The organism is Woronichinia naegeliana WA131 (assembly GCA_025370055.1).
GTDB classification, from domain to species: Bacteria; Cyanobacteriota; Cyanobacteriia; order Cyanobacteriales; family Microcystaceae; genus Woronichinia; species Woronichinia naegeliana.
In genome coordinates this window covers 4,128,096-4,149,595 of record CP073041.1, presented here as the reverse complement: position 1 = coordinate 4,149,595, position 21,500 = coordinate 4,128,096, and the positions used below count along the sequence as shown (strand labels likewise).

Below are 21,500 nucleotides of genomic sequence, written 5' to 3'. Positions count from 1 at the left end.
GGAATTAATCTTTCTCCTTACCAATCATCTTCTTGGGCTGAAGAACGCCGCTTCCGCCGCCGCACAATGGGGGGTTCTATCTCCTCTTTAAACATTGGCTCTTTAAACGGTATCCCTGGCTCTTCAGTTTCCGTCTTGGGCTCTGCCATCACACTTAGACTAGAAAAATCAGGCTCAGAAGCGATTGAAGTGCTTCTTTGGCGACGACCTAGCGTTAAGATCTCTGGCTTGAGTTTGATAATGTCGTTATCGGCCTTGGGCAGAGACGTTTCTAGGGTCGGTTCGGGTATCGCCTTGGACTCGGCATCCGGCACACTGGAATCCCCTTTGGTTTTAATGGCAACAATGACTGCCTTGGGATCTTTAAATTCTTGATCAAGACGAATGAGAGGAGAAACGCCCATCAGTGCGTAAACATCCTGTTCTAAAGGCGTTAATTCCACAGAAACCGTTTCGGTCGGTATTTCTTCACGACGGGATATCCGGTTGCTAGAACCTACCCCGCCAAGCTCACGAGTTGTCCCTGCTATTTCTCGCCGTTCCTTGCGCCCCTCAATTTCTGGTTCAATATCTAGATCAACGATTTTAGGAATCAAATTAGGTAATACTTTCCCTGGGGATTCTTCCTTGCCATCGGGACGAGGACGACGACGACGACGGCGATTAGCCTGATTGCCTCCCTGCTCCTGGTAGTTAGGATGGTATAACAGATCGAAGGCAGAAGCACTTTCCGTTCCTTCGTAGTCAAAGGAGGATTCAAAAGTGGAATCAGTCGTTTCAACAAACGGCTTTTCAATAATACGCGGGGCAGTGGATGGCAGACTCAAAACCGGACTTTCTAAACAAATCGATTCTACTTCCCCAGGTAATTCGGCTAAATGTCCTAGACCTCCACAGGTAGGACAGGGACGGCCAAATAATTCATAGATATTTTGCCCCTGACGTTTACGAGTTAGTTCGACTAAGCCCAATTCTGATAGCTGGGCAATTTGGGGACGGGCCTTATCAAATTTCAAGGAACGGTTGAAATGTTCTAAGAGTTTTAGCTGATCGCGTCGGGAATCCATGTCAATGAAATCCACAATGATCACACCACCAATATTACGGAGCCTTAACTGTCGGGCAATTTCGGTGGCCGCTTCACTATTTGTCCAGAGAACAGTCTCCCTGGCAGTGGCAGAACGGGTAAAGGAACCAGAGTTAACGTCAATAACCGTCAGGGCTTCTGTGGGTTCAATAATAACGTATCCCCCCGATGGTAAATCAACCCTGGGTTTCAGAGCTTCCCGAATCGCTGCATTGACCCGAAAATAATCCAAAATATTCTGGGGTTCACGGTGATTGTCGATCACGACCCCTTCTGGTGCTCTTCCTCCACTCCAACTCATCAAATGCTGCTTAACTCGTTTCACCCCCGCTTGAGTATCCGTCACAATGCGATTAACATCGCTACTGTACATATCTCGCAATACCCGTTGAATAAAATCGTCATCTCGATTTAAGAGGGCTGGGGCACGGGTCGAGCTTGCCTGCTGTTGAACCATTTCCCATTGTTTTTGTAGAAATTCTAAGTCTTCTAGGATTGCATCTTCCCCTTTCCCTTCTGCTTCAGTTCGCACTAATATCCCCATACCAGGTGGCTTGGTCAGAATCGCTAGAGCGCGAAGACGGCTCCGTTCCTCATCGTTTTTGATTCGCCTTGAAAGGTTAACCCCTGTGCCATTGGGAATCAGGACTAGGTAACGACCAGGAAGGCTGATATTGCCGGTTAATCTAGGCCCTTTATTGCCTGTCGGTTCTTTCATCACCTGAACGAGGACTTTTTGTTGGGGCGCAAGCAATTCGGTAATGGCACCGGCGGTTTTCTTGAGTCTTAAGGGGCCCAGATCGGTAACGTGAATGAAACCGTTTCGTTCTGAGTCTCCAATATTGACAAAGGCTGCATCTATCCCTGGGATGACATTCTCGACAAGTCCTAGATAAATGTCGCTAACTTGTTGATTCCCTGTCGCGACGACTAATTCTTGAATTTGATCTTCCCAATAGACTGCCGCAACCTGGTACTGCTCGGCAATAATAATTTGTTTTGGCATGAATGTTCCTCAATGGTTGGTTATCCGAAGAAAACCCCCTACTACTCACGCTCATCGGGTGATGGAGGTTTCTTTTCTGTCATATACGGTGAAAATCTAGATAAAGGCAAAATTCTCACATCTGTTAGTCACTGCCAAATCACTCTACGGAGGATCAGACTATCTTTCTATCTGTTATTGCTCAACGGCGAACCCCAATCATGTTTTTAATCTGCGATCGCTGTGCAGAAAAACCCTGGTCTCGCGATCGCAGTCAGTGTGATATTGAGAGAGATTCCAGGGAAGTCAACTTCACAGTTGGCAATTGATCAACTTCGGAGATAGTCGTCAGAAAAATAGCCTGAGAAAAGTCTGGGAGCATATTCTTCAGAAAGATAAATCGATCTAAATTCAGAGAGGATTAGCAAGGAATGGATTCCTGACAGATGAAATTATTGCGCGCTGTTGCTGCATCTTTTCGCTAGAACAGTTTTCATGATCATAGAGAAATTATTAGCAGTTAGAGTCATCCTGTCAAAACAACGAGGATAGAAACCTCCAGAACAGGTAACGTAACTCAAAGCTTTATTAAGAGCTAATTAATATTCTCAAGGAACTTCCGATTAAGGCTAGTACTACAATGGTGAAGCACGCCAAACAGAGGATTTTAACCTAACTATAACCTGAAAGCGAGATCAATGACAAGAGACCAGCAATTCTAAATTTAAGGCGAGGTAAGGGTTGTAGAAAAAAAGGATAATGGGAAAGGACAACAAGGTAGCCAGAGGGAAGAAAAGATGCAAGGAATAATCAGTATGACTGGTCTGATAGCGTACTTGGTAGCAAGTATAGAGAAAATGAAAGACCCTCGCCAACCCAGTCCAAATACAACCTACAGCCTAAAAGATGCGGTACTAGGTGGTTTCAGCCTGTTTCTAATGCAATGTGAATCATTCCTAGAACATCAAAGACAACTGCATAGTCGCAACGGTAGGGATAATCTTCAAACTCTATTCGGTGCCATCAAAATACCTAGTGACAATCAAATCCGCAATATCCTGGATAAAATCAAAGCCAATTCGTTATTTGTGGTGTTTAGTGACATTTATCAACTACTAAAGACCAGAGGAATATTGACTCGGTATGAGGTGTTAGACAAGCAATTACTAATTCCGCTAGATGGCACAGAGTATTTCTCCTCCCAAAATATCCACTGTGAGCAATGTTCCCATCGAACCCATAAAAACGGGACAGTGACTTACTTTCATTCGGCAATCTTACCCGTAATTGTCTCACCTCAGCAAAAAGCAGTGATTAGTCTTGACCCTGAATTTATTACTCCTCAAGATGGTCACGAGAAACAGGACTGTGAGGTAGCGGCGGCAAAACGTTGGCTCCACAGACATCGAGAATTCTTTGACCCGTTTAGCGTTACTATGATTGGGGGATGACCTCTATAGTCGTCAACCGATGTGCGAAGAGGCTCTTCAAAACCACTTTCACTATCTCTTTGTCTGTTTGCCTGAATCTCACCCTACTCTCTATGAGTTTTTGGACTATGCCGAGAAGATTGGGGAAGTTTACTCTTTCCATGAGCGTCGTCGTCATGGTCGCGATTGGCATGACTATCATTATCGTTGGACTTATCACTTGCCCCTAAGAGATGGTTCCGCCGCCCTCAATACTCATTGGTTTGAGGTCACTGTTACTCGCCGTTCTGACGGTCAGGTTCTCTTTCACAACGATTGGATTACCGACCTTTTTCCCCAAGCCGATAACATTGTTGAGTTAGTCAGTGTCGCTCGCTCTCGTTGGAAAACCGAAAATGAGAACCATAATACTCTTAAGACTCAGGGCTACCATCTAGAACACAATTTTGGACATGGTGACGAGCATCTTGCTACCTTTTTGCTCACCTTAAATTTACTGGCTTTCTTGTTTCACACCGTTTTACAGCTTTTAGATGAGTCCTACCAACGTATCCGACTACTTTTAGGGACTCGAAGATGCTTTTTTTCCCAATATCAATGCCATTGAAGGGGTTGGCGGTTCCTGTTTGAGGAGTGTAAACGGGATTGCTGCTACTGCCTGTATTTTGGTAGTAATTAAGAATACCTTCATATTCCCCAATAACCGCATCGAGGTCGCCATCTGCGTCCAGATCCGCTAAGGTGGGGGTGCTGTAAGACCCAACAGAAATGCCATTGAAGGGGTTGGCGGTTCCTGTTTGAGGAGTGTAAACGGGATTGCTGCTACTGCCTGTATTTTGGTAGTAGTTGAGAGTACCGTCACTTTCCCCAACAAAGGCATCGAGGTCGCCATCTGCGTCCAGATCCGCTAAGGTGGGGGTGCTGTAATTCCCAACATTAATGCCATTGAAGGGGTTGGCGGTTCCTGTTTGAAGACTGTAAACGGGATTGCTGCTACTGCCCGTGTTTTGGTAGTAGTTGAGAATACCGTCATATTCCCCAATAAGGGCATCGAGGTCGCCATCTCCGTCCAGATCGGCAAAGGTGGGGGTGCTGTAAACCCCAATATTAATGCCATTGAAGGGGTTGGCGGTTCCTGTTTGCTCAATATATGAGTTAGTCATAAAATTTAGATACTTTTTAAGTTAATCGTGGATAAAATTTGAATGAAGCTTTGAAACGGAAGCTCTACTTTGCTAAAAATTAGGGTTCGGGTGCAACACTGGGAATCGTTAACCGCCCTTGACTTGCCAGTAGCCCGCCTAAATTGCGGTGAGCCAAGGTAAAACCAGATTTTATGGTTATTTGCCCGTTGATAAGCGGCGATCGCTTCCTCATTGTATAACCAGCAACGGCGATATGAGGTTAACTTCTGGTGAACTTCTGGTCAACAATTCATTCCGCGATCGCAAAACCCACCATATCGCCCAAAACCGAAATTGGTGGTCATCCACATAACCCAATTCCCCCACTGGCCAGTAGCCCCTCTAAATTGCGGTGAGCCAAAGCAGAATCAGGCTTGAGCTTTATCGCCCGTTGATAAGCGGCGATCGCTTCCTCATACTTTCCCTTGCATTTGCCAAATACAGCCCAAGTTGCAATAAGCGGCGGCGATATGGGGATTAATTTCTAATATTTTTTGATAACGGGCGATCGCTTCTTCAGATTTCCCCAAGGGTGGATCGCCATAATAACCGTCATCAATGCCATTGAAGGTGTTTTTTGGTACATAACTGGCGATTCATACAGTTACAGAAATAGCATACAATCAAATTCACTTTATAGAGAAGAAGCCCATGCTCCAAGCCCTCCCTCGCCCGATCGACTTCCCGAATCTCTACCCCGACTCCGATGGTAAACCCATGGCTGACAATACCCTGCAATACCGTTGGATTGTGCGTTTAGTGTCTAACCTCAAGCACCTGTTTCGAGGGCAAACCGTTTTTGTGGCAGGAGACTTGCTCTGGTATCCCCAACAGGTTACGACTCTCCCAGTACCATCTCAAGCCCCAGATGCGATGGTAGTTTTTGGGCGATCAGACGACGATCGTCGCAGCTACAAACAGTGGGAAGAGGAAAATATTGCGCCCCAAGTGATCTTTGAAATTCTCTCAGCAAGCAATAGCGCCACTGAAATGCTCAAAAAGCAGCAGTTTTATCGGCAGCATGGCGTATTAGAGATGTTCTTCTACGATCCTGAATCTTACGAGTTTTTGGGAATGGTGCGATCGTCTCAGAGTCAGGAATTTCAGGCAATTACACCCCTTAACTTTCCTTGGATTTCACCGATGCTAGGCGTTCGTTTCGAGATGTTTGCGGATGGTCTGGCACTGTTCTATCCCACTGGAGAGCCATTTAACGACCCCGATACAATTTTGGAAGAACGCGATCAACTCGCTCAGGAACGCGATCAACTCGCTCAGGAACGAGATCGCGCCTTTGCCAAGTTACGGGAACTAGGCATCAATCCGTCTGATCTTTAGCAACCAATCCACTTAGATTGCGATGAGCCAAAGCAAAATCAGGTTTGAGCTTTATCGCCCGTTGATAAGCCGCGATCGCTGCTTCAAATTTCTCTTGAGTTTGCCAAATACTACCCAAATTGCAATGGGCGGCGGCAACATTGGGATTGATCTCTAATATTTTTTGATAACAGGCGATCGCCTCATCAGACTGCTCTAAAGTTTGCAACGCATTACCCAACTGGTTATAAGCCGCTACATAGTCAGGCTGCAAACGAATTGCCTCTTGGAAACAAATTACAGCCTGTTCCAAATTGTGATCTTTAACTTGGTTTTTCCCTTCCTCAAACTTGACTTTAGCCGATCCACTAATAGCAGGATTAACAGTTGGCAATCCCTTCAGAGCCACCTTTAAACCATTAGCAAGCGATCGGGGTGCAGCCCATCCCAACTTACGAAACATCGAGGTCAAGGCTCTGTCAGCCAAAGGAGTCGGGGCGTAAACCAAAGCAATTTGCTCAACCTTCTGCGACCCTATCTCCCTTTCCAAAAAAGCCAACATTTTTGTGCCAACGCCCTTTTGTCGGTGGTTGGGATCAACAAACAGCGAAATTATTTCCGCTTTCAAATTAGGTAATAACTCCGCGATCGCAAAACCCACCATATCGCCCAAAACCGAAGCCGAAACCCCAATGACTTCGCCCCGTTGCGGTTGATTTTGCCAACGTTGTTGCAGACTCGGAAAAGTCATCCCATCATAGGGTGCTAAACTTTCGGGATTGAGATGAAAAACCCTCTGAAACTTGACCTTTGCCTCAGCAAGTTGCTCTTGCCGTTCCATTGCTTCATATTCCCGTGATTCCTGATTTTCGCGCTCAATTCTCTCTTTTGTTGGGAATCCCGCGATCAGGAGCGTGGAATCACGAGGACGTTTCACCGTTGGCTTCGTCGTCACCAATCCATTGGAACTCGGAAAAGTTACCAACCGTTCAATATCTTCATCCTGAAATCCCAAAGACATAGGACGACAGACATTGGGCAACACCACCACATCAAATAACTCTTCAATCGGCTTGTCTAAAAACAACGAATGGACAATTTCGCCACTGTGAATGTTGATGGCTATTAGTCCACATTGCGCCGTGTTTCCTTCAGCTAATAACCGTTCTTCTAACACCAATCCCGAAAAACTCGCTGATCGCAGTTTCGACAGTCCCACGATCGCTAAGTCACCCCAAAAAGCTAATCCCCTCACAAATCCAGGACAAAAGGCGATCGGTATAAATTGGTGGTCATCCACATAACCCAATTCCCCTGTTCCCGCATTCAAAATCCATAATTTCCCCTGATACCAGCGCGGCGAGTGGGGCATTGATAGACCTCTCAGCACCACTTCATTGCTAGGAATATGGACAACAATCCCCCCATCATTGCGGTGCGATCGCCATCCTGCGGCACTGTCGGTCATACTGCAAGCCGTGACATACGCGGGTTCTCCTTCCACCATCGCTAAACCGTTGAGATGACAGCGATCTTCGGCTACCAGTTTGGTAATAAATGGCGGTTGCCATATCGGGGCAAAACTATAACCTGCTTGAATTGTTGCCAGACAACTAAAATCCGTATTAATAAATATCGGTGTGCCATCACGACCCAAAACTAGATCGTGGACATTCAACGAGCCTGTGGTGTAGCTCAAACTGGGTACATATAGGCGATCGGCTTCTTGATAGGTTTCACCCTTTGCCAAATGATTGTCCAACTGCCAAATCTGATAGCGCGTACTCATGTACAGGCTGTTACCTTGGGCATAGAGTCCCATCGGTTTATCAAACAGCCTCTCATTAATCGCTAATCTGCCATTAGCCTTCCGACCTACCAACATCAAACGATTAGTCTGATAAGTGGTAAAGCCAACACTGATCTGTTCTTTTTCTAACCATTCCCACAGCCCTTCGGAGGCATTAATTGGCAGAAATGAGTTACTAGACTTTTCTTCTGATTCTGTCAAAAGCATGGCCATATTCAAGAAAGCTATAATGTAAACATATTTATTTTGCCACGACACGCCCCTGTTACCGACAATAGCGATCGCCCCTTTCCCATTAATAAAAACGCGATCGCCCCTTACCGATAAACATAAACAGCGATCGCCGATTAATTGATAGTTAATAATGAATAGTTAATAGTTAATAATTATCCATTGTTAATTGTCCATTATTCATTAAAACGCGATCGCCCCTTACCGATAAACATAAACAGCGATCGCCGATTAATTGATAGTTAATAATGAATAGTTAATAGTTAATAATTATCCATTGTTAATTGTCCATTATTCATTAAAACGCGATCGCCTCTTCCCTGATTAAGATAAAAAGCGATCGCCGATCAATCGTTATCTAATTTTTTAATTATTCTGATTAGCCACAAACTGATTGACTAAAGAAACATCAATCTCTAATTCTTCAGCGATTTCTGCGATCGTCAATCCTAATTTTTTCAGTAGAGGGATTGTTTTAAGCTTGCCCTCAAGAAGACCTTCCTGACGACCTTCCTGACGACCTTCCTGACGACCTTCCTGACGACCTTCCTGACGACCTTCCTGAAGAATGTCCTGATAGAAAGCTGATTCTTTCATAATGTCACTCCTTAAAATTGTTTTAATCATTTCAGGTTCCATCACTAATCCTGCGAATACTGCCGTTGCAGCCATGAGATTAGCCCTCACCCCTTGATCTTCTATTATATCCAATCCCTTCGCAACCTCGCGTAACCGTTTTGTTGGCTCCTTATTTTGGGTTAATATCGCTAGGGGCAATAACCCTGGACTGGTTAGAAATAAATCAGAAGATTGTTCCCAAAGACGAATGACTCGATAATGATGAGTTGTTTCTCCGAGTTGAAAGCTATCTTGATAAACCAATGCTGATTTAGTGGATTTCAGATAAATCACGACCTGGTGCATGGTTTTAGTCGGAAAACGGCGATAAACCCTGACTCGATAATCTAACATCCGAAAACCCATTGTTTTATCGGGTTCGGTCTGAAATTCGAGGTGTAATACCAGGTCTTCCGATTGTTCCAATATTAGGGAATCAGCGCGAATCGGTTCTAAAGATAATTCTGTTGGACTCAGTTTGGTCAATTGAACGGGACGACCAAGCAACCAAGTGGCATAATCTTCAGAAAAGTTTTCGGCTAGGAATTTGCAGCAATTGTCAAACATGGATAAATTTTAACATTTTCAGAGATCGCCTCTTCCCTGATTAAGATAAAAAGCGATCGCCCTCTTACCGATACAGAAAAAAAGTGATCGCCGATTAATTGATAGTTAATAATGAATAGTTAATAGTTAATAATTATCCATTGTTAATTGTCCATTATTCATTAAAAAGCGATCGCCCCTGTTATCTCCTTTAACTAAAAGCAAAGGTTGCTCCTAGAAGATTGACATTGACATCAGCAGCGACAAAGCCCGACGTGGCAGTGGTCGTACCAATGGTAGTTAACAGTAAAGCTCCTGAGCCAAAGCCAGAGTTGCCTGTTATCCCATCACCCACTTTAAACAGGGTATTAGTGCCAGAAACCTGTACGTCAATAACGGTTATGCCTCCGAAGTTGAGAACATCTCCTCCGATCCCACGCACAAAGTTATAAACAGTATCAGAACCATCGCCACTGGCATAGTTCACAGTATCAGTAACGGTATCACTACCTAAATAGAGCAGATCATTATCGCCTCCTCCTGTGAGACTATCTGCGCCGCCATAACCGTAGAGAACGTTAACACCTGTGTTGCCGGTGAGATTATCCCCTGCGGTATTGGAACCTTGGACATTTTCAATTTGAGAAAGGGTATCGGTTCCGCCTAAACCATCGCTGGCGGTTCCTGTTGCTAAGTTAACGGTGACACTTCCAGTTGAACTGTAATAGTAAGCAAAATCGTTGCCATTACCGCCAATCAAGGTATCATTGCCTGCATCGCCATTGAGGGTATCGTTACCATCGCCACCACTCAGGATGTTGTTACTAGCGTTGCCAGTGATACTGTTGTTGAGTTCGTTACCTGTACCGTTAATGGCGGTTCCCTGTAAGACTAGGTTTTCGAGGTTTGCAGCAAGGGTATAGTTAAGGGTGCTGTAAACAGTGTCAGTTCCTTCTCCTGATAATTCGGTAATGGTGTCCAATGCATTATCAATGTAGTAAAAATCGTTGCCAGTACCACCGATGAGGGAGTCTGCACCTGTACTGCCATTGAGGGTATCGTTACCTGCACCGCCACTCAGGATGTTGTTACTAGCATTGCCAGTGATACTGTTGTTGAGTTCGTTCCCTGTACCGTTAATGGCGGTTCCCTGTAAGACTAGGTTTTCTAGGTTTGCAGCAAGGGTATAGTCAACGGTGTTATAAACAGTGTCCGTTCCTTCTCCTGATAATTCAGTAATGGTGTCCAATGCATTATCAATGTAGTAAATATCGTTGCCAGTGCCACCAATGAGAGAATCAGCCCCTGTACTGCCATTCAGAACATCGTTACCTGCACCGCCACTCAGGATGTTGTTACTCGCGTTACCAGTGATGCTGTTGTTGAGTTCGTTCCCTGTACCGTTAATGGCGGTTCCCTGTAAGAATAGGTTTTCTAGGTTTGCAGCAAGGGTATAGTTAAGGGTGTTATAAACAGTGTCCGTTCCTTCTCCTGATAATTCGGTAATGGTGTCGCCTGCATTCTCAATGTAGTAAACATCGTTACCAGTACCACCGATGAGGGAGTCTGCACCTGTACTGCCATTCAGGGTATCGTTACCTGCACCGCCACTCAGGATGTTGTTACTAGCATTGCCAGTGAGGTCGTTGTTGAGTTCGTTCCCTGTACCGTTAATGGCGGTTCCCTGTAAGAATAGGTTTTCGAGGTTTGCAGCAAGGGTATAGTTAACGGTATTATAAACAGTGTCCGTTCCTTCTCCTGATAATTCGGTAATGGTGTCGCCTGCATTATCAATGTAGTAAATATCGTTGCCAGTGCCACCAGTGAGGGTATCAGCACCAGTACCACCAGTGAGGGAATCGTTACCAGTACCACCATTCAGGGTGTCGTTACCATCGCCACCACTCAGGGTATCGTTGCCATCATTAGCCGTTAGGGTATCATTCCCAGCATCGCCATTAAGACTGTTGTTGGCACTGTTACCCGTGAGCAGGTTAGCAAGGGTGTTCCCTGTACCGTTGATGGCAGCCGTCCCCGTTAAGGTCAGGTTTTCAAGATTAACTGTTAATGTCCAGGTAAGGGAAGATTCGACGCTGTCAATGCCAGCATTTAAACCTTCAGTAATCAAGTCACCTGTATTATCTACGACGTAGGTGTCATTGCCGTTCCCACCGACCAATTGATCGACTCCTGTACCACCATTGAGATAATCGTTACCGTTATATCCTGTGAGGTCATCCTTGCCAGCCCCTGATTTGATCCAGTTGTTGCCACTGAGTCCTTTAAAGCTGACGGTTCCGAGAAAGCCACTTAGGTCAAAGCGTTCAAAGTTGGTTAGGCTGGTGCCAGCAATGTCAATTTGATTGTTGCTGTCACTTGCGTCAATGCCTAGCCAGTCGCTGGCGGTTCCGCCCGTTAGGATGAAGGTGTCGGTGCCGCCGAGGGCGTTGATGTTGTCGTTTTGTTGTAGGTTGACAAGGGTGCTGGTTAGGGAATCGTCGCCTTTGCCTAGCGAAAATTGGTCTTGGTTGAGGGTTGTGACAAAATTTTCGGGGTTGACATCGGTGACGGTAATGGCTACGGCTTTGGAGGTAGTGAGGGAAGCATCGCTGGCGGTTACGGTGATGTCATAGACGTTATTGGCTCCTGCATCCGTCGGACTTTCGTAGTTGGGAGCGGTTTTGAAGGTGACTAAGCCTGTGGTGCTGTTGATGTTAAAGAGAGCATAGTCCCCTGTTGTTGCTAGACCATAGGTAATGGGATTACTTTCGGGGTCGGTGGCGATAACTTGGTAGGCGGTTCCTGTGCCATTTTCAGCGAAGGTGGCTGTTGCACCACTGGCGATCGTGGGAGCCGCATTGGGAGCATCGGTAATAGTGAGGGTCGCGCTGGAGTGAGCGTTGAGCAGCACCGATACGGAATCACCGAATTGATTGGCTGTGGCAAGGTCTAGTTTGCCATCGCTGTTAAAGTCTCCCACTGCTACTGAAGCGGGATTACTGCCAACGGAGAAGTCGGTTTTGGCATCAAAGCCCGTATTGCCACTATTTCGCAACAGAATTGATACAGAATTACCGCCGAAGTTGGCGGCGGCGAGGTCTAGTTTGCCATCCCCATTAAAGTCTCCCACTGCTACTGAATTGGGAACACTGCCAACGGAGAAGTCGGTTTGGGCATCAAAACCCGTATTGGCACTATTTCGCAACAGAATTGATACAGTGTTGCTATTTGAGTTGGCGGTGGCGAGGTCTAGTTTGCCATCGCCATTAAAGTCTCCTACTGCTACTGAAACGGGAGCACTGCCAACGGAGAAGTCGGTTTTGGCATCAAAGCCCGTATTGGCACTATTTCGCAACAGAATTGATACAGAATCGCTATTTTGGTTGGCGGTGGCGAGGTCTAGTTTGCCATCGCCATTAAAGTCTCCTACTGCTACTGAATAGGGTAAACCGCCAACGAAGAAGTCGGTTTTGGCATCAAAGCCCGTATTGGCACTATTTCGCAACAGAATTGATACAGAGTTGCCGTTTGCGTTGGCTGTGGCAAGGTCTAGTTTGCCATCGCCATTAAAGTCTCCTACTGCTACTGAATTGGGATTACTGCCAACGGAGAAGTCGGTTTTGGCATCAAAGCCCGTATTGGCACTATTTCGCAACAGAATTGATACAGTGTTGCCAAGAAAGTTAGCGGTGGCGAGGTCTAGTTTGCCATCGCCATTAAAGTCTCCCACTGCTACTGAATTGGGACTAATGCCAACACTGCCAACGGAGAAGTCGGTTTTGGCATCAAAGCCCGTATTGGCACTATTTCGCAAGAGAACTGATACAGTGTCGCTATTTTGGTTGGCGGTGGCGAGGTCTAGTTTGCCATCGCCATTAAAGTCTCCCACTGCTACTGAATAGGGTAAACTGCCAACGGTGTAGTCGGTTTTGGGGCTGAGGAGGGCGGTGCTGTTTTGACCGAGGCTGTAGCCTGGTCCACTGCTTAGATTGATTTGGACGGTTTCGTTGGGGTCGCTGACCACATCAGCCAAAGCGTTGAGGTTGAGGATGGCAGTGGTTTGACCGGCGGCGATAGTGAAACTGTTGGCGGTGACTGCGGTGATGTTACTGCCCGCCGTAAGGGTGTAGTCAGTGCTTAGGGTGGCAGTACTGCCGGTGGTATTAAAGTTGACGACTAAGCCGCCTGTGGGAGATGCCTCATCTAGGGTGATGGTATAGGTACCGATCGCTCCGCCTTCTACGGGGGTGGTGCCTGGGGAAATGGTAACTTTTGGTTTAACATCGGTAACATTAACGGTGAAGGCTTCGCTATAGGTTAATGCGCCATCCGTAGATTTGAGGCTGATGGTGTAACTGGGTTTGGTTTCAAAGTCGGGGCTAGTACCGATGAAAAAGAGTTCGGTGCTGTTGCGAATTTCAAAGTTAGCCGCGTCGGTTCCTTCTACCGTGAGAAGGTTATTGTTGCCTGTCGCGTCAGGGTCGGTGATGGTAATATTGCCAATTTTAACCCCCGCACCAATGACGGTGTTTTCCGCAATGGTGTTGGCAGAAAGGCTTAAATCTGTTGGGGCTTGATTGGTGACAGGGAGAGCGAGCTTGATGATAAATACATCATTACCACCTGCACTGGTGAGATTGCTCACTTCCGCACCTGGGTCAAAATCGGCTGTGCCAGAGAAATAGCCCGTGCTATGGAGGTTGCCGCTACTATCCACCTGTAGGCTACTACCACGATCGTTGCCTGTCCCGCCGACACTTTTCGCCCAGGCAAAGGAACCATCACTGTTTAACCCAGAGATAAATACATCCTCACCACCTGCACTGGTGAGATTGCTCACTCCCGTACCTGGGTCAAAGTCTGCTGTGCCTTTGAAATAGCCCGTGGTATAGACGTTGCCGCTACTATCCACCTGTAGGCTATTACCACGATCGTTGCTTGTCCCGCCGAAACTTTTCGCCCAGGCAAAGGAACCATCACTGTTTAACTTAGAGATAAATACATCATCACCACCTGCACTGGTGAGATTGCTCACTCCCGTACCTGGGTCAAAGTCTGCTGTGCCAGCGAAAGTGCCAGTGGTATAGACGTTGCCGCTACTATCTACCTTTAGTCCAGAAACATCATCGTAATTTGTCCCGCCGAAACTTTTCGCCCAGGCAAAGGAACCATCACTGTTTAACTTAGAGATAAATACATCAACACTACCTGCACTGGTGAAATTGCTCACTCCCGTACCTGGGTCAAAGTCTGCTGTGCCAGAGAAAGTGCCAGTGGTATAGACGTTGCCGCTACTATCCACCTGTAGGATATTAACACTATCGCTGACTGTCCCGCCGAAACTTTTCGCCCAGGCAAAGGAACCATCACTGTTTAACTTAGAGATAAATACATCATTACCACCTGCACTGGTGAGATTGCTCACTCCCGTACCTGGATCAAAATCGACTGTGCCTTGGAAAGTGCCAGTGGTATAGACGTTGCCGCTACTATCTACCTTTAGGCTTTTATACTTGGCACGGTCATAGATTATAGATTTTCGCCCCCTGAATCCCCCAATACTGGGGGACTTTGAAACCCATAAATAGAGAATGTTTCCCCCCAAAGTTGGGGGCTAGGGGGGCTAAACTAAAAAACGCAAATTATCGCCGTGCGAGGTATAACATTATCGCTGCCTGTCCCGCCCCAACTTTTCGCCCAGGCAAAGGAACCATCACTGTTTAACTTAGAGATAAATACATCATAACCACCTGCACTGGTGAGATTGCTCACTCCCGTACCTGGGTCAAAGTCTGCTGTGCCAAAGAAAGTGCCCGTGCTATAGACGTTGCCGCTACTATCTACCTCTAGGCTATTAGCATAATCGTAAACTGTCCCGCCCCAACTTTTCGCCCAGGCAAGGGAACCATCACTGTTTAACTTAGAGATAAATACATCACTATCACCTGCACTGGTGAGATTGCTCACTCCCGTACCTGGGTCAAAGTCTGCTGTACCATAGAAAGTGCCAGTGGTATAGACGTTGCCGCTACTATCTACCTTTAGTCCAGAAACACCATCGTAATCTGTCCCGCCCCAACTTTTCGCCCAGGCAAAGGAACCATCACTGTTTAACTTAGAGATAAATACATCATCACCACCTGCACTGGTGAGATTGCTCACTCCCGTACCTGGGTCAAAGTCTGCTGTGCCAGAGAAAATGCCAGTGGTATAGACGTTGCCGCTACTATCTACCTCTAGGCTATTAACATTATCGTAATCTGTCCCGCCCAAACGTTTCGCCCAGACAAGGGTTGGTTCAACGGCCTGTTCGATCGCCACCAATTGCCCATCAATGACAATCGTTGCCTGGTCATTTTCCGTTTGCAGGCGATTTAATTCCGTTGCACTGGGGATAAGGCCGCGCACCAACAGAGAAAACAGTTCCCCTTCATCCCCTGCACTGTCAGTTTGATTAATTTTGGCATCAATGCTGTGGCCAATTTCTTCAAGGAGAACAGCGACTAACTGGTCTTCGCTGGCGGTGGCGAGGAATGAGTCAGAGAGATAAATTTTGTTGGTGCTTTGGGCGTAGGCTCCGTTGGCCTTGCCGAGAGTACTGCTACTGAGGATTTCAACGGGCGGCAGTGCGCTAAAGTCTCCTGCTTGCCATTGGGATTGCAGAGTTTGGGCAAGGGTTTGGTTGTAATTGGCACCGAAGGCGGTGTTGAGGATTGTCCAATAGTCGGGGGACTGGGCTACGGCGTTGAGTTGGTCGTAGGTGAGGCTGAGAGCGGTGTTGAGAGTCATGGTAGTAATAAAGTAGTTGGTTGCAATTAAAAATAAGGAAACACCATTAAAAAAACAGAAGTTATTCCAGTTGGAATTAAGGATTCTGGAGAGTCATATTGAAATTAAACAGGATTCTGGAGCGAGGTTATCGAGGTTATGAACGCATTATTACAATAAAATTTAAAAAGAGGCAAGCTCTGTCTCCGGCAATACAAAAAAGCAAGCTCTGTCTCAGAGGTCAATTGCCACAAAGCTAGTAGATACAAGGGCTAGAGGCAAATGTTAAATTTTGTTACAAACTTTGATGAGCAGAAAATTATCTGTTACCGATACAGATAAACAGCGATCGCCGATTAATTGATAGTTAATAATGAATAGTTAATAGTTAATAATTATCCATTGTTAATTGTCCATTATTCATTAAAACGCGATCATCCTCTTACCGATACAGAAAAAAAGCGATCGCCGATTAATTGATAGTTAATAATGAATAGTTAATAGTTAATAGTTAATAATTATCCATTGTTAATTGTCCATTATTCATTAAAACGCGATCGCCCCTTACCGATACAGATAAACAGCGATCGCCGATTAATTGATAGTTAATAATGAATAGTTAATAGTTAATAATTATCCATTGTTGATTGTCCATTATTCATTAAAACGCGATCGCCCTTAAATCACCAATTCTTTGGCCGAAAATCGGAATTATTTAAAATTGTAACCGTTTCCCCCGCCTGAGCTAACACAAACAAACCCTGACGATAGGCATATTTATCTGCCCCTTCTTCAATTTCAATACCTGCTACGGCTCCATAGAGTTGTTTTTGGTTATATTCAGGAAAAAACTGTCGAAATTGTGTCAAGTCTTCTATTAATGCTTTAACATCATCAACCCCTAAACTACTCTTCACTTCCACCACCAAAACATGATCTGCATTTGTCACCAGTACGTCAATTTCTAAAGTTTGTCCATTTAAACGTTTTTTAATACGTTGACCGACTTGATGAACAGGAATCCCTCGTTTTAGAAATATTGTTTCACAGGCGGGAGCTACCATATTTTCCACAAAACGTCCCCATTTGCCTCCCAGATCACCGATTTGTTTATTAACAGCACTGATCTGTTTGTTAACGGCACTAATCTGTTTACTCAATTCTTTATTAACTTCGCTGACTTCCTGACTAACGGCAAGGATTTTACGCTCAGTTTCTTGATTACGTTGATTTGTCTCCTGGGATTGTTCTTTCAGTAGGCGTTCAGTCTCTTTCTGTGCCGCGACTAATTCAGCTAGTAATTGCCATACATCCCCTGCTGTAGTTGTCATGTTCTAATTCCCGTGAGTTTTCCTATTGATAATTTTATCTTGTTCAAAAAGCGATCGCCCTTTTAACCGTTAAGAAAAAAGCGATCGCCTCCCAGTAAATGTGTTAGTCTAGATCCGATTAATGCATCGGGCCAAGATAAAAAATGGACACTTTAGCAGAAACATTAAATATAAAATTAGCTAGATGGCAGCCAGATGTTGCTGAATTGGCGAGACAGTTCATTTTGGAAATAATTGATTTAGCCGATCAGGATGCTTTAGATATTTTACGATCGCGTTTTGTAGAACAAGAGGTATTAGATTTACTTGATGAATACTAAACAGGGTGAAGTTTGGTTAGCCGATTTAGGGATAGCAGCAAAGACTCGTCCAGTTGTAGTTATCTCTCGTTACGATGCAAATCCTCCAAGAGTTTTAGTGATCTATGTTCCTCTGACAACTCAATACAGAAATAGTAAATATGAAGTCGTACTTCCTAACTTGAAATTTCTCAATCAATCATCTATCGCTAATGTTCAGGGTATTGGGTCTATCCCCATAGCAAGATTTGAACGTAAGCTGGGAGAATTGCCGAGTGAGGTCATATTACAAATTAAGAAAGCTATTATCTTTGCGATGGATTTAATTTAATTTAATTTAATTATTTAGGGTGCTACTCGCACCACTCCCGAAAAGCGATCGCCCCTTACTGATACAGATAAACAGCGATCGCCTATTAATTGATAGTTAATAATAAATAGTTAATAGTTAATAATTATCCATTGTTAATTGTCCATTATTCATTAAAACGCGATCGCCCTCTTACCGATATACTGTCACCCTAATTAGTTTAAGATACACCAAGATAATCGAGTCTGAAGGACTTTTGTCTGGAAAACTAGCCGAAACCGTCACCAGGGATTCAGGCTTCATATCTCACTCACGTTGCCTTGTCTTTTTTGCTTTTCATGGTTAAGTTGCCAACTTTTCTGCATTCTCTCATTTATATTGTTATCATTGGCTGGATTTTAGGGGATATACCAACTCTAGCACTTGATGGAGCCGCTCCCAAAACCCTGTTACGGGTGGGGGTGGTTGTTGCTCCTCCCTTTGTTAATTTAGTCTCCTCGGCTAGTCCCCCAATCATTGTGCCTACCCAAAAATCTCCTTTACCGCAAGTAACTCCCAAACCTAAGATTATTTTTAATGGCATCGCGATCGACATCTGGCAACGATTGGCGACTTTTAATAATCTGAATTATCAGTATTTTTTAGAATCTAATATTAATAGTGGTATTAACGATTTAGCTGCTAACAAAATTGATATTTTGGTAGGGCCGATCGCCATCACCCCCCATCGACTTCAGCAGGTCAGTTTTACCCAGCCCTATTTTAGTTCGCATCTGGCTCTCTTGATATTGGAATCGCCTCCCTCTCTCTGGCATATTCTCCAACCTTTTTTGCGGATGGCCGTCATTTTTTCCTTAGTGGGACTTTTTCTGATTCACCTTTTTATTGCTAATTTACTCTGGCTGGCGGAACATCGTCGTAATCCAGAGCAATTTCCTCCCCGCTATTGGGAAGGTATTTTCGAGGCGTTGTGGTTTGTTTCAGTCACGATGACGACTGTTGGCTATGGAGATAAGGTTCCTGTAACTCACTGGGGACGATTTATTGCGTTTATTTGGATGTGGATATCGCTGATCTCAACAACCTCTATTACTGCTGGTTTAGCGACAACTTTAACGCTTTCCTTATCTCAGCAACCCAATAAAAAATATACTAGTATTGAAAACCTGCGATATCAAAAAGTAGCAACTATTTCCAGTGATCTCATGGATGAAATTTTTAAAGTCTATAATCTTCAGGAAGTTCGAGCTCCTAATTTAGCTACTGCTATTAATCTTCTTTTAGGAAAGGAGGTGGATGCCGTACTTTATGCGGATAGTAGTCTTCGCTATTATTTAGATAAACATCCCGACAAATCCTTGGGACTTTTACCCTTGTATAATCAGCCCATTAACTATGGCTTCGCACTCCCGTTTAATAGTTCCTATCTCAATCTCTTTAATATTGGTATTACCCAGATGACAGAAGATCGACAAATGCAAGAGATTGTACAGCGATGGGTTCCCTAGAAAGTTTAAAAATTTTTGAAGACAGTCACACTTAACATCAGCAAGGCGATCGCGGCCAATCCTTGGGAAAGATAGGGATAGAGTCGAATGGTTTGATTCCCATAAGTGAATGAATGAATGATTAAATAGGGGGATAGACTACGGTAAAAACTAGCGGTGATCTCTCCTTTTGTATTGAAGATAGGCATAGAATTGCCCGTCGAATTGGGGATGATTTTTTTCAGTTTTTGCCAGCCCTGATACCACAGGGGAAAGGCGGCCATCAGAATTGCAGTATTATCGCTGAAATATAGCTTAGGTTTTTGTCTAGGAGCACCTGAAACTTGACGTAATTTTCCTTGACATTTGATGATCTGGGTTCCTATCGGACTGAGAGTGGGATCGTAGAGCAGGGAAAGCAAGTCGGTGGGTTGGGAATAACGCGATCGCACCATAAAAATGAGGGTTTGTAGTAATAATCCTGTTCCGAAACCGAACCCTAGAGCAGATACTAACGGAAAATTAAGGGTAGGAAAACGAGTCAAAATTAGCCCTAATAGTAAACCCAATCCTGGTAAAGTCCATAACCCTAGCCCTAGCCAAAACTTAAGTTGAATAATACGAGGATTTAACTGCCTTAGATCTTGACGAATTAAACCCATACCATACTCAGTATCGAGGTCTAACTGTTCTGCATAATAGGTTAGGATTTGAATGCGTCTGCCAGGTAGAGGATGGGAGGAAAGGGGTTCGAGTAGTTGACTCCAGGGACTAACCATTTCCCAAAGCATGAGACGAGCTAGAGTCTGAGGCTTCAATTGACTACTTCTTTCGCTAACCTGAGCCGTGCGGAAATCATAGATCGCAAACATTCGCATTCCTTCTAAAAAATGGGGAATGACGACATCTGTGGCATCTGGATTTTCTGGGGCTTGACGATCTTGTTTGATAATACCTTTTGCGACTTTGACCAAAGCTCGGATTAAGCCATTGGGATTACCGGTCTGTTCGACGGCAAAATGATCGGCGTAATATTCTCTGGTACGAGAGACATAAAGATTCAGACCTTGGTAGATCTGAAAAAGCACGTAAAAAGGCCAAGCCAAAATATCAGTTATCCAGGCTAAAGATGGAATGCGGTTTCCCCCTTGACGGATGAGCAGGTAAAGCGCGTAAAAGGCCTGACCCCAAGCAGAAATAAAGGTGATTACACCACAGTCGCGACTGAGAATATGACCTAATTCATGGGCGTAAATTGTGGCAATTTCATCAGCTTTTAGATACCGGAAAATACCTTTGCTAACAATGAGACGGGCTTGGTTACGGCGAATGCCATAGCTGTAAGAGATCGGACGACGATCATTAATGACCCCTAAACGCGGAATAGTAATATGGCGATCGCGACAAATTTTGAGTAATAGGTCGCCAGTTTCTGGACTATATTTTTGAATTTCGCCCAAATTAACCCAATTGACTCGATAGAAAAACCCTTGCATGATGTCTAACAACCAAGTCGAGAAGCAAAAGGCCAGAAAATTGAGACTTAGGGTAGCCAATATTGCCAAATTCACCAGACTGACAAGGGAATCAAGCCCGATCAATTCTCCCCATAACCATCCCCCCCCAAAAATAATTAGCAAGGGTATCATTAATGCGACTAATAGGGAAAAAATTAAACTATCCGCGACATTAGGCATCAATACCTTAACCCGCATTTTTTCAGCCCTTCCGGCTGGACAGTAAGCGGTAGAATTGGGGGATGAGGTGGTGGGTTCTGGTGCTCGGAGCAAGGTCAGAATAGAGCGTGCCCAGGTGGATATTTCAGGGTTAGGATGTTCCACTAAAACGTCACAGATGGCGATCGCTTTTTCCGGTTCTCCCTGGCTGCGATAGGCTCGTACTATACCCATTTTGGCCTGAATAAAAAAGGGAGATTGTTGATCTGGATAATGCTGACAAAATTCGTCTAAACAGCGAATGGCTTCGCGATAATTTTGATGCTGTAAAGCCTGTAAACCTTTATTCAGTTCTTTGATCGGTTCATCTAAGGTCATGATCTAGACTCAATCAGCTTTTTCTAGGGTAGAAGATAACATT

At 44.8% G+C, this 21,500-nt stretch carries 14 protein-coding genes; 5 read left to right on the top strand and 9 right to left on the bottom strand.

Annotation, left to right across the window (positions count from 1 at the left end; all coding sequences use genetic code 11):
- Window positions 1-17 precede the first annotated feature (17 nt).
- Complete coding sequence (locus KA717_21010) at window positions 18-2,093, bottom strand: Rne/Rng family ribonuclease (protein ID UXE58534.1); 2,076 nt, start codon at window positions 2,091-2,093, stop codon at window positions 18-20.
- A gap of 836 nt (window positions 2,094-2,929) precedes the next feature.
- On the opposite strand from KA717_21010, the gene KA717_21005 reads away from it, so the two are divergent.
- Entirely contained in the window at window positions 2,930-3,523 is a 594-nt protein-coding gene (locus tag KA717_21005) for a hypothetical protein (protein UXE58533.1), read from the top strand.
- Between the two features lie 461 nt (window positions 3,524-3,984).
- Here the strand turns inward: KA717_21005 and KA717_21000 are convergent, their stop codons facing one another.
- Window positions 3,985-4,665 carry an FG-GAP-like repeat-containing protein gene (locus KA717_21000; protein ID UXE58532.1) on the bottom strand — a complete coding sequence of 227 codons (681 nt, stop codon included), beginning with the start codon at window positions 4,663-4,665 and terminating at the stop codon, window positions 3,985-3,987.
- Window positions 4,666-5,099: 434 nt separating this feature from the next.
- Window positions 5,100-5,216 carry a tetratricopeptide repeat protein gene (locus KA717_20995; GenBank protein ID UXE58531.1) on the bottom strand — a complete coding sequence of 39 codons (117 nt, stop codon included), beginning with the start codon at window positions 5,214-5,216 and terminating at the stop codon, window positions 5,100-5,102.
- Window positions 5,217-5,337: 121 nt separating this feature from the next.
- Here KA717_20995 and KA717_20990 point away from each other — a divergent pair, with 121 nt between their 5' ends.
- The gene (locus KA717_20990) at window positions 5,338-6,024 is read left to right on the top strand and encodes a Uma2 family endonuclease (protein UXE58530.1); all 687 of its coding nucleotides are present in this window, start codon (window positions 5,338-5,340) and stop codon (window positions 6,022-6,024) included.
- Here KA717_20990 and KA717_20985 read toward each other — a convergent pair.
- The 5 genes from KA717_20985 to KA717_20965 all read right to left on the bottom strand — a co-directional run bounded on the left by KA717_20985 (window position 6,005) and on the right by KA717_20965 (window position 17,307).
- Complete coding sequence (locus KA717_20985) at window positions 6,005-8,014, bottom strand: TIGR03032 family protein (protein ID UXE58529.1); 2,010 nt, start codon at window positions 8,012-8,014, stop codon at window positions 6,005-6,007. The two genes, KA717_20990 and KA717_20985, sit on opposite strands and share 20 nt — an antisense overlap.
- 396 nt (window positions 8,015-8,410) lie before the next feature.
- The gene (locus KA717_20980; GenBank protein ID UXE58528.1) at window positions 8,411-9,229 is read right to left on the bottom strand and encodes an Rpn family recombination-promoting nuclease/putative transposase; all 819 of its coding nucleotides are present in this window, start codon (window positions 9,227-9,229) and stop codon (window positions 8,411-8,413) included.
- A gap of 190 nt (window positions 9,230-9,419) precedes the next feature.
- Window positions 9,420-14,633 carry an FG-GAP-like repeat-containing protein gene (locus tag KA717_20975; protein ID UXE58527.1) on the bottom strand — a complete coding sequence of 1,738 codons (5,214 nt, stop codon included), beginning with the start codon at window positions 14,631-14,633 and terminating at the stop codon, window positions 9,420-9,422.
- A gap of 203 nt (window positions 14,634-14,836) precedes the next feature.
- A complete protein-coding gene (locus KA717_20970; GenBank protein UXE58526.1) occupies window positions 14,837-15,997 on the bottom strand; it encodes an SBBP repeat-containing protein in 1,161 nt (386 codons plus the stop codon).
- Window positions 15,998-16,659: 662 nt separating this feature from the next.
- Window positions 16,660-17,307 carry a DUF3782 domain-containing protein gene (locus tag KA717_20965; protein UXE58525.1) on the bottom strand — a complete coding sequence of 216 codons (648 nt, stop codon included), beginning with the start codon at window positions 17,305-17,307 and terminating at the stop codon, window positions 16,660-16,662.
- Between the two features lie 143 nt (window positions 17,308-17,450).
- On the opposite strand from KA717_20965, the gene KA717_20960 reads away from it, so the two are divergent.
- From KA717_20960 to KA717_20950, 3 genes are all read left to right on the top strand, one after another.
- On the top strand, window positions 17,451-17,627 hold the full coding sequence (locus KA717_20960; GenBank protein ID UXE58524.1) for a hypothetical protein: 177 nt from the start codon (window positions 17,451-17,453) through the stop codon (window positions 17,625-17,627).
- Window positions 17,617-17,937: a type II toxin-antitoxin system PemK/MazF family toxin gene (locus KA717_20955; protein UXE58523.1), complete on the top strand. Its 321-nt coding sequence runs from the start codon at window positions 17,617-17,619 to the stop codon at window positions 17,935-17,937. Before KA717_20960 ends, KA717_20955 begins: the two co-directional genes overlap by 11 nt.
- Before the next feature lie 317 nt (window positions 17,938-18,254).
- Window positions 18,255-19,424, top strand: a complete 1,170-nt coding sequence (locus tag KA717_20950) for a transporter substrate-binding domain-containing protein (protein ID UXE58522.1) — start codon at window positions 18,255-18,257, stop codon at window positions 19,422-19,424.
- 5 nt (window positions 19,425-19,429) lie between these two features.
- Here the strand turns inward: KA717_20950 and KA717_20945 are convergent, their stop codons facing one another.
- Entirely contained in the window at window positions 19,430-21,457 is a 2,028-nt protein-coding gene (locus tag KA717_20945; GenBank protein ID UXE58521.1) for a M48 family metalloprotease, read from the bottom strand.
- Window positions 21,458-21,500 lie beyond the last annotated feature (43 nt).

Coding starts and splice junctions, on each gene's coding strand:
- KA717_21010 (UXE58534.1), bottom strand. CDS start 2,093: ATGCCAAAACAAATTATTATTGCCGAGCAGTACCAGGTTGCGGCAGTC.
- KA717_21005 (UXE58533.1), top strand. CDS start 2,930: ATGAAAGACCCTCGCCAACCCAGTCCAAATACAACCTACAGCCTAAAA.
- KA717_21000 (UXE58532.1), bottom strand. CDS start 4,665: ATGACTAACTCATATATTGAGCAAACAGGAACCGCCAACCCCTTCAAT.
- KA717_20990 (UXE58530.1), top strand. CDS start 5,338: ATGCTCCAAGCCCTCCCTCGCCCGATCGACTTCCCGAATCTCTACCCC.
- KA717_20980 (UXE58528.1), bottom strand. CDS start 9,229: ATGTTTGACAATTGCTGCAAATTCCTAGCCGAAAACTTTTCTGAAGAT.
- KA717_20970 (UXE58526.1), bottom strand. CDS start 15,997: ATGACTCTCAACACCGCTCTCAGCCTCACCTACGACCAACTCAACGCC.
- KA717_20965 (UXE58525.1), bottom strand. CDS start 17,307: ATGACAACTACAGCAGGGGATGTATGGCAATTACTAGCTGAATTAGTC.
- KA717_20960 (UXE58524.1), top strand. CDS start 17,451: ATGGACACTTTAGCAGAAACATTAAATATAAAATTAGCTAGATGGCAG.
- KA717_20955 (UXE58523.1), top strand. CDS start 17,617: ATGAATACTAAACAGGGTGAAGTTTGGTTAGCCGATTTAGGGATAGCA.
- KA717_20950 (UXE58522.1), top strand. CDS start 18,255: ATGGTTAAGTTGCCAACTTTTCTGCATTCTCTCATTTATATTGTTATC.
- KA717_20945 (UXE58521.1), bottom strand. CDS start 21,457: ATGACCTTAGATGAACCGATCAAAGAACTGAATAAAGGTTTACAGGCT.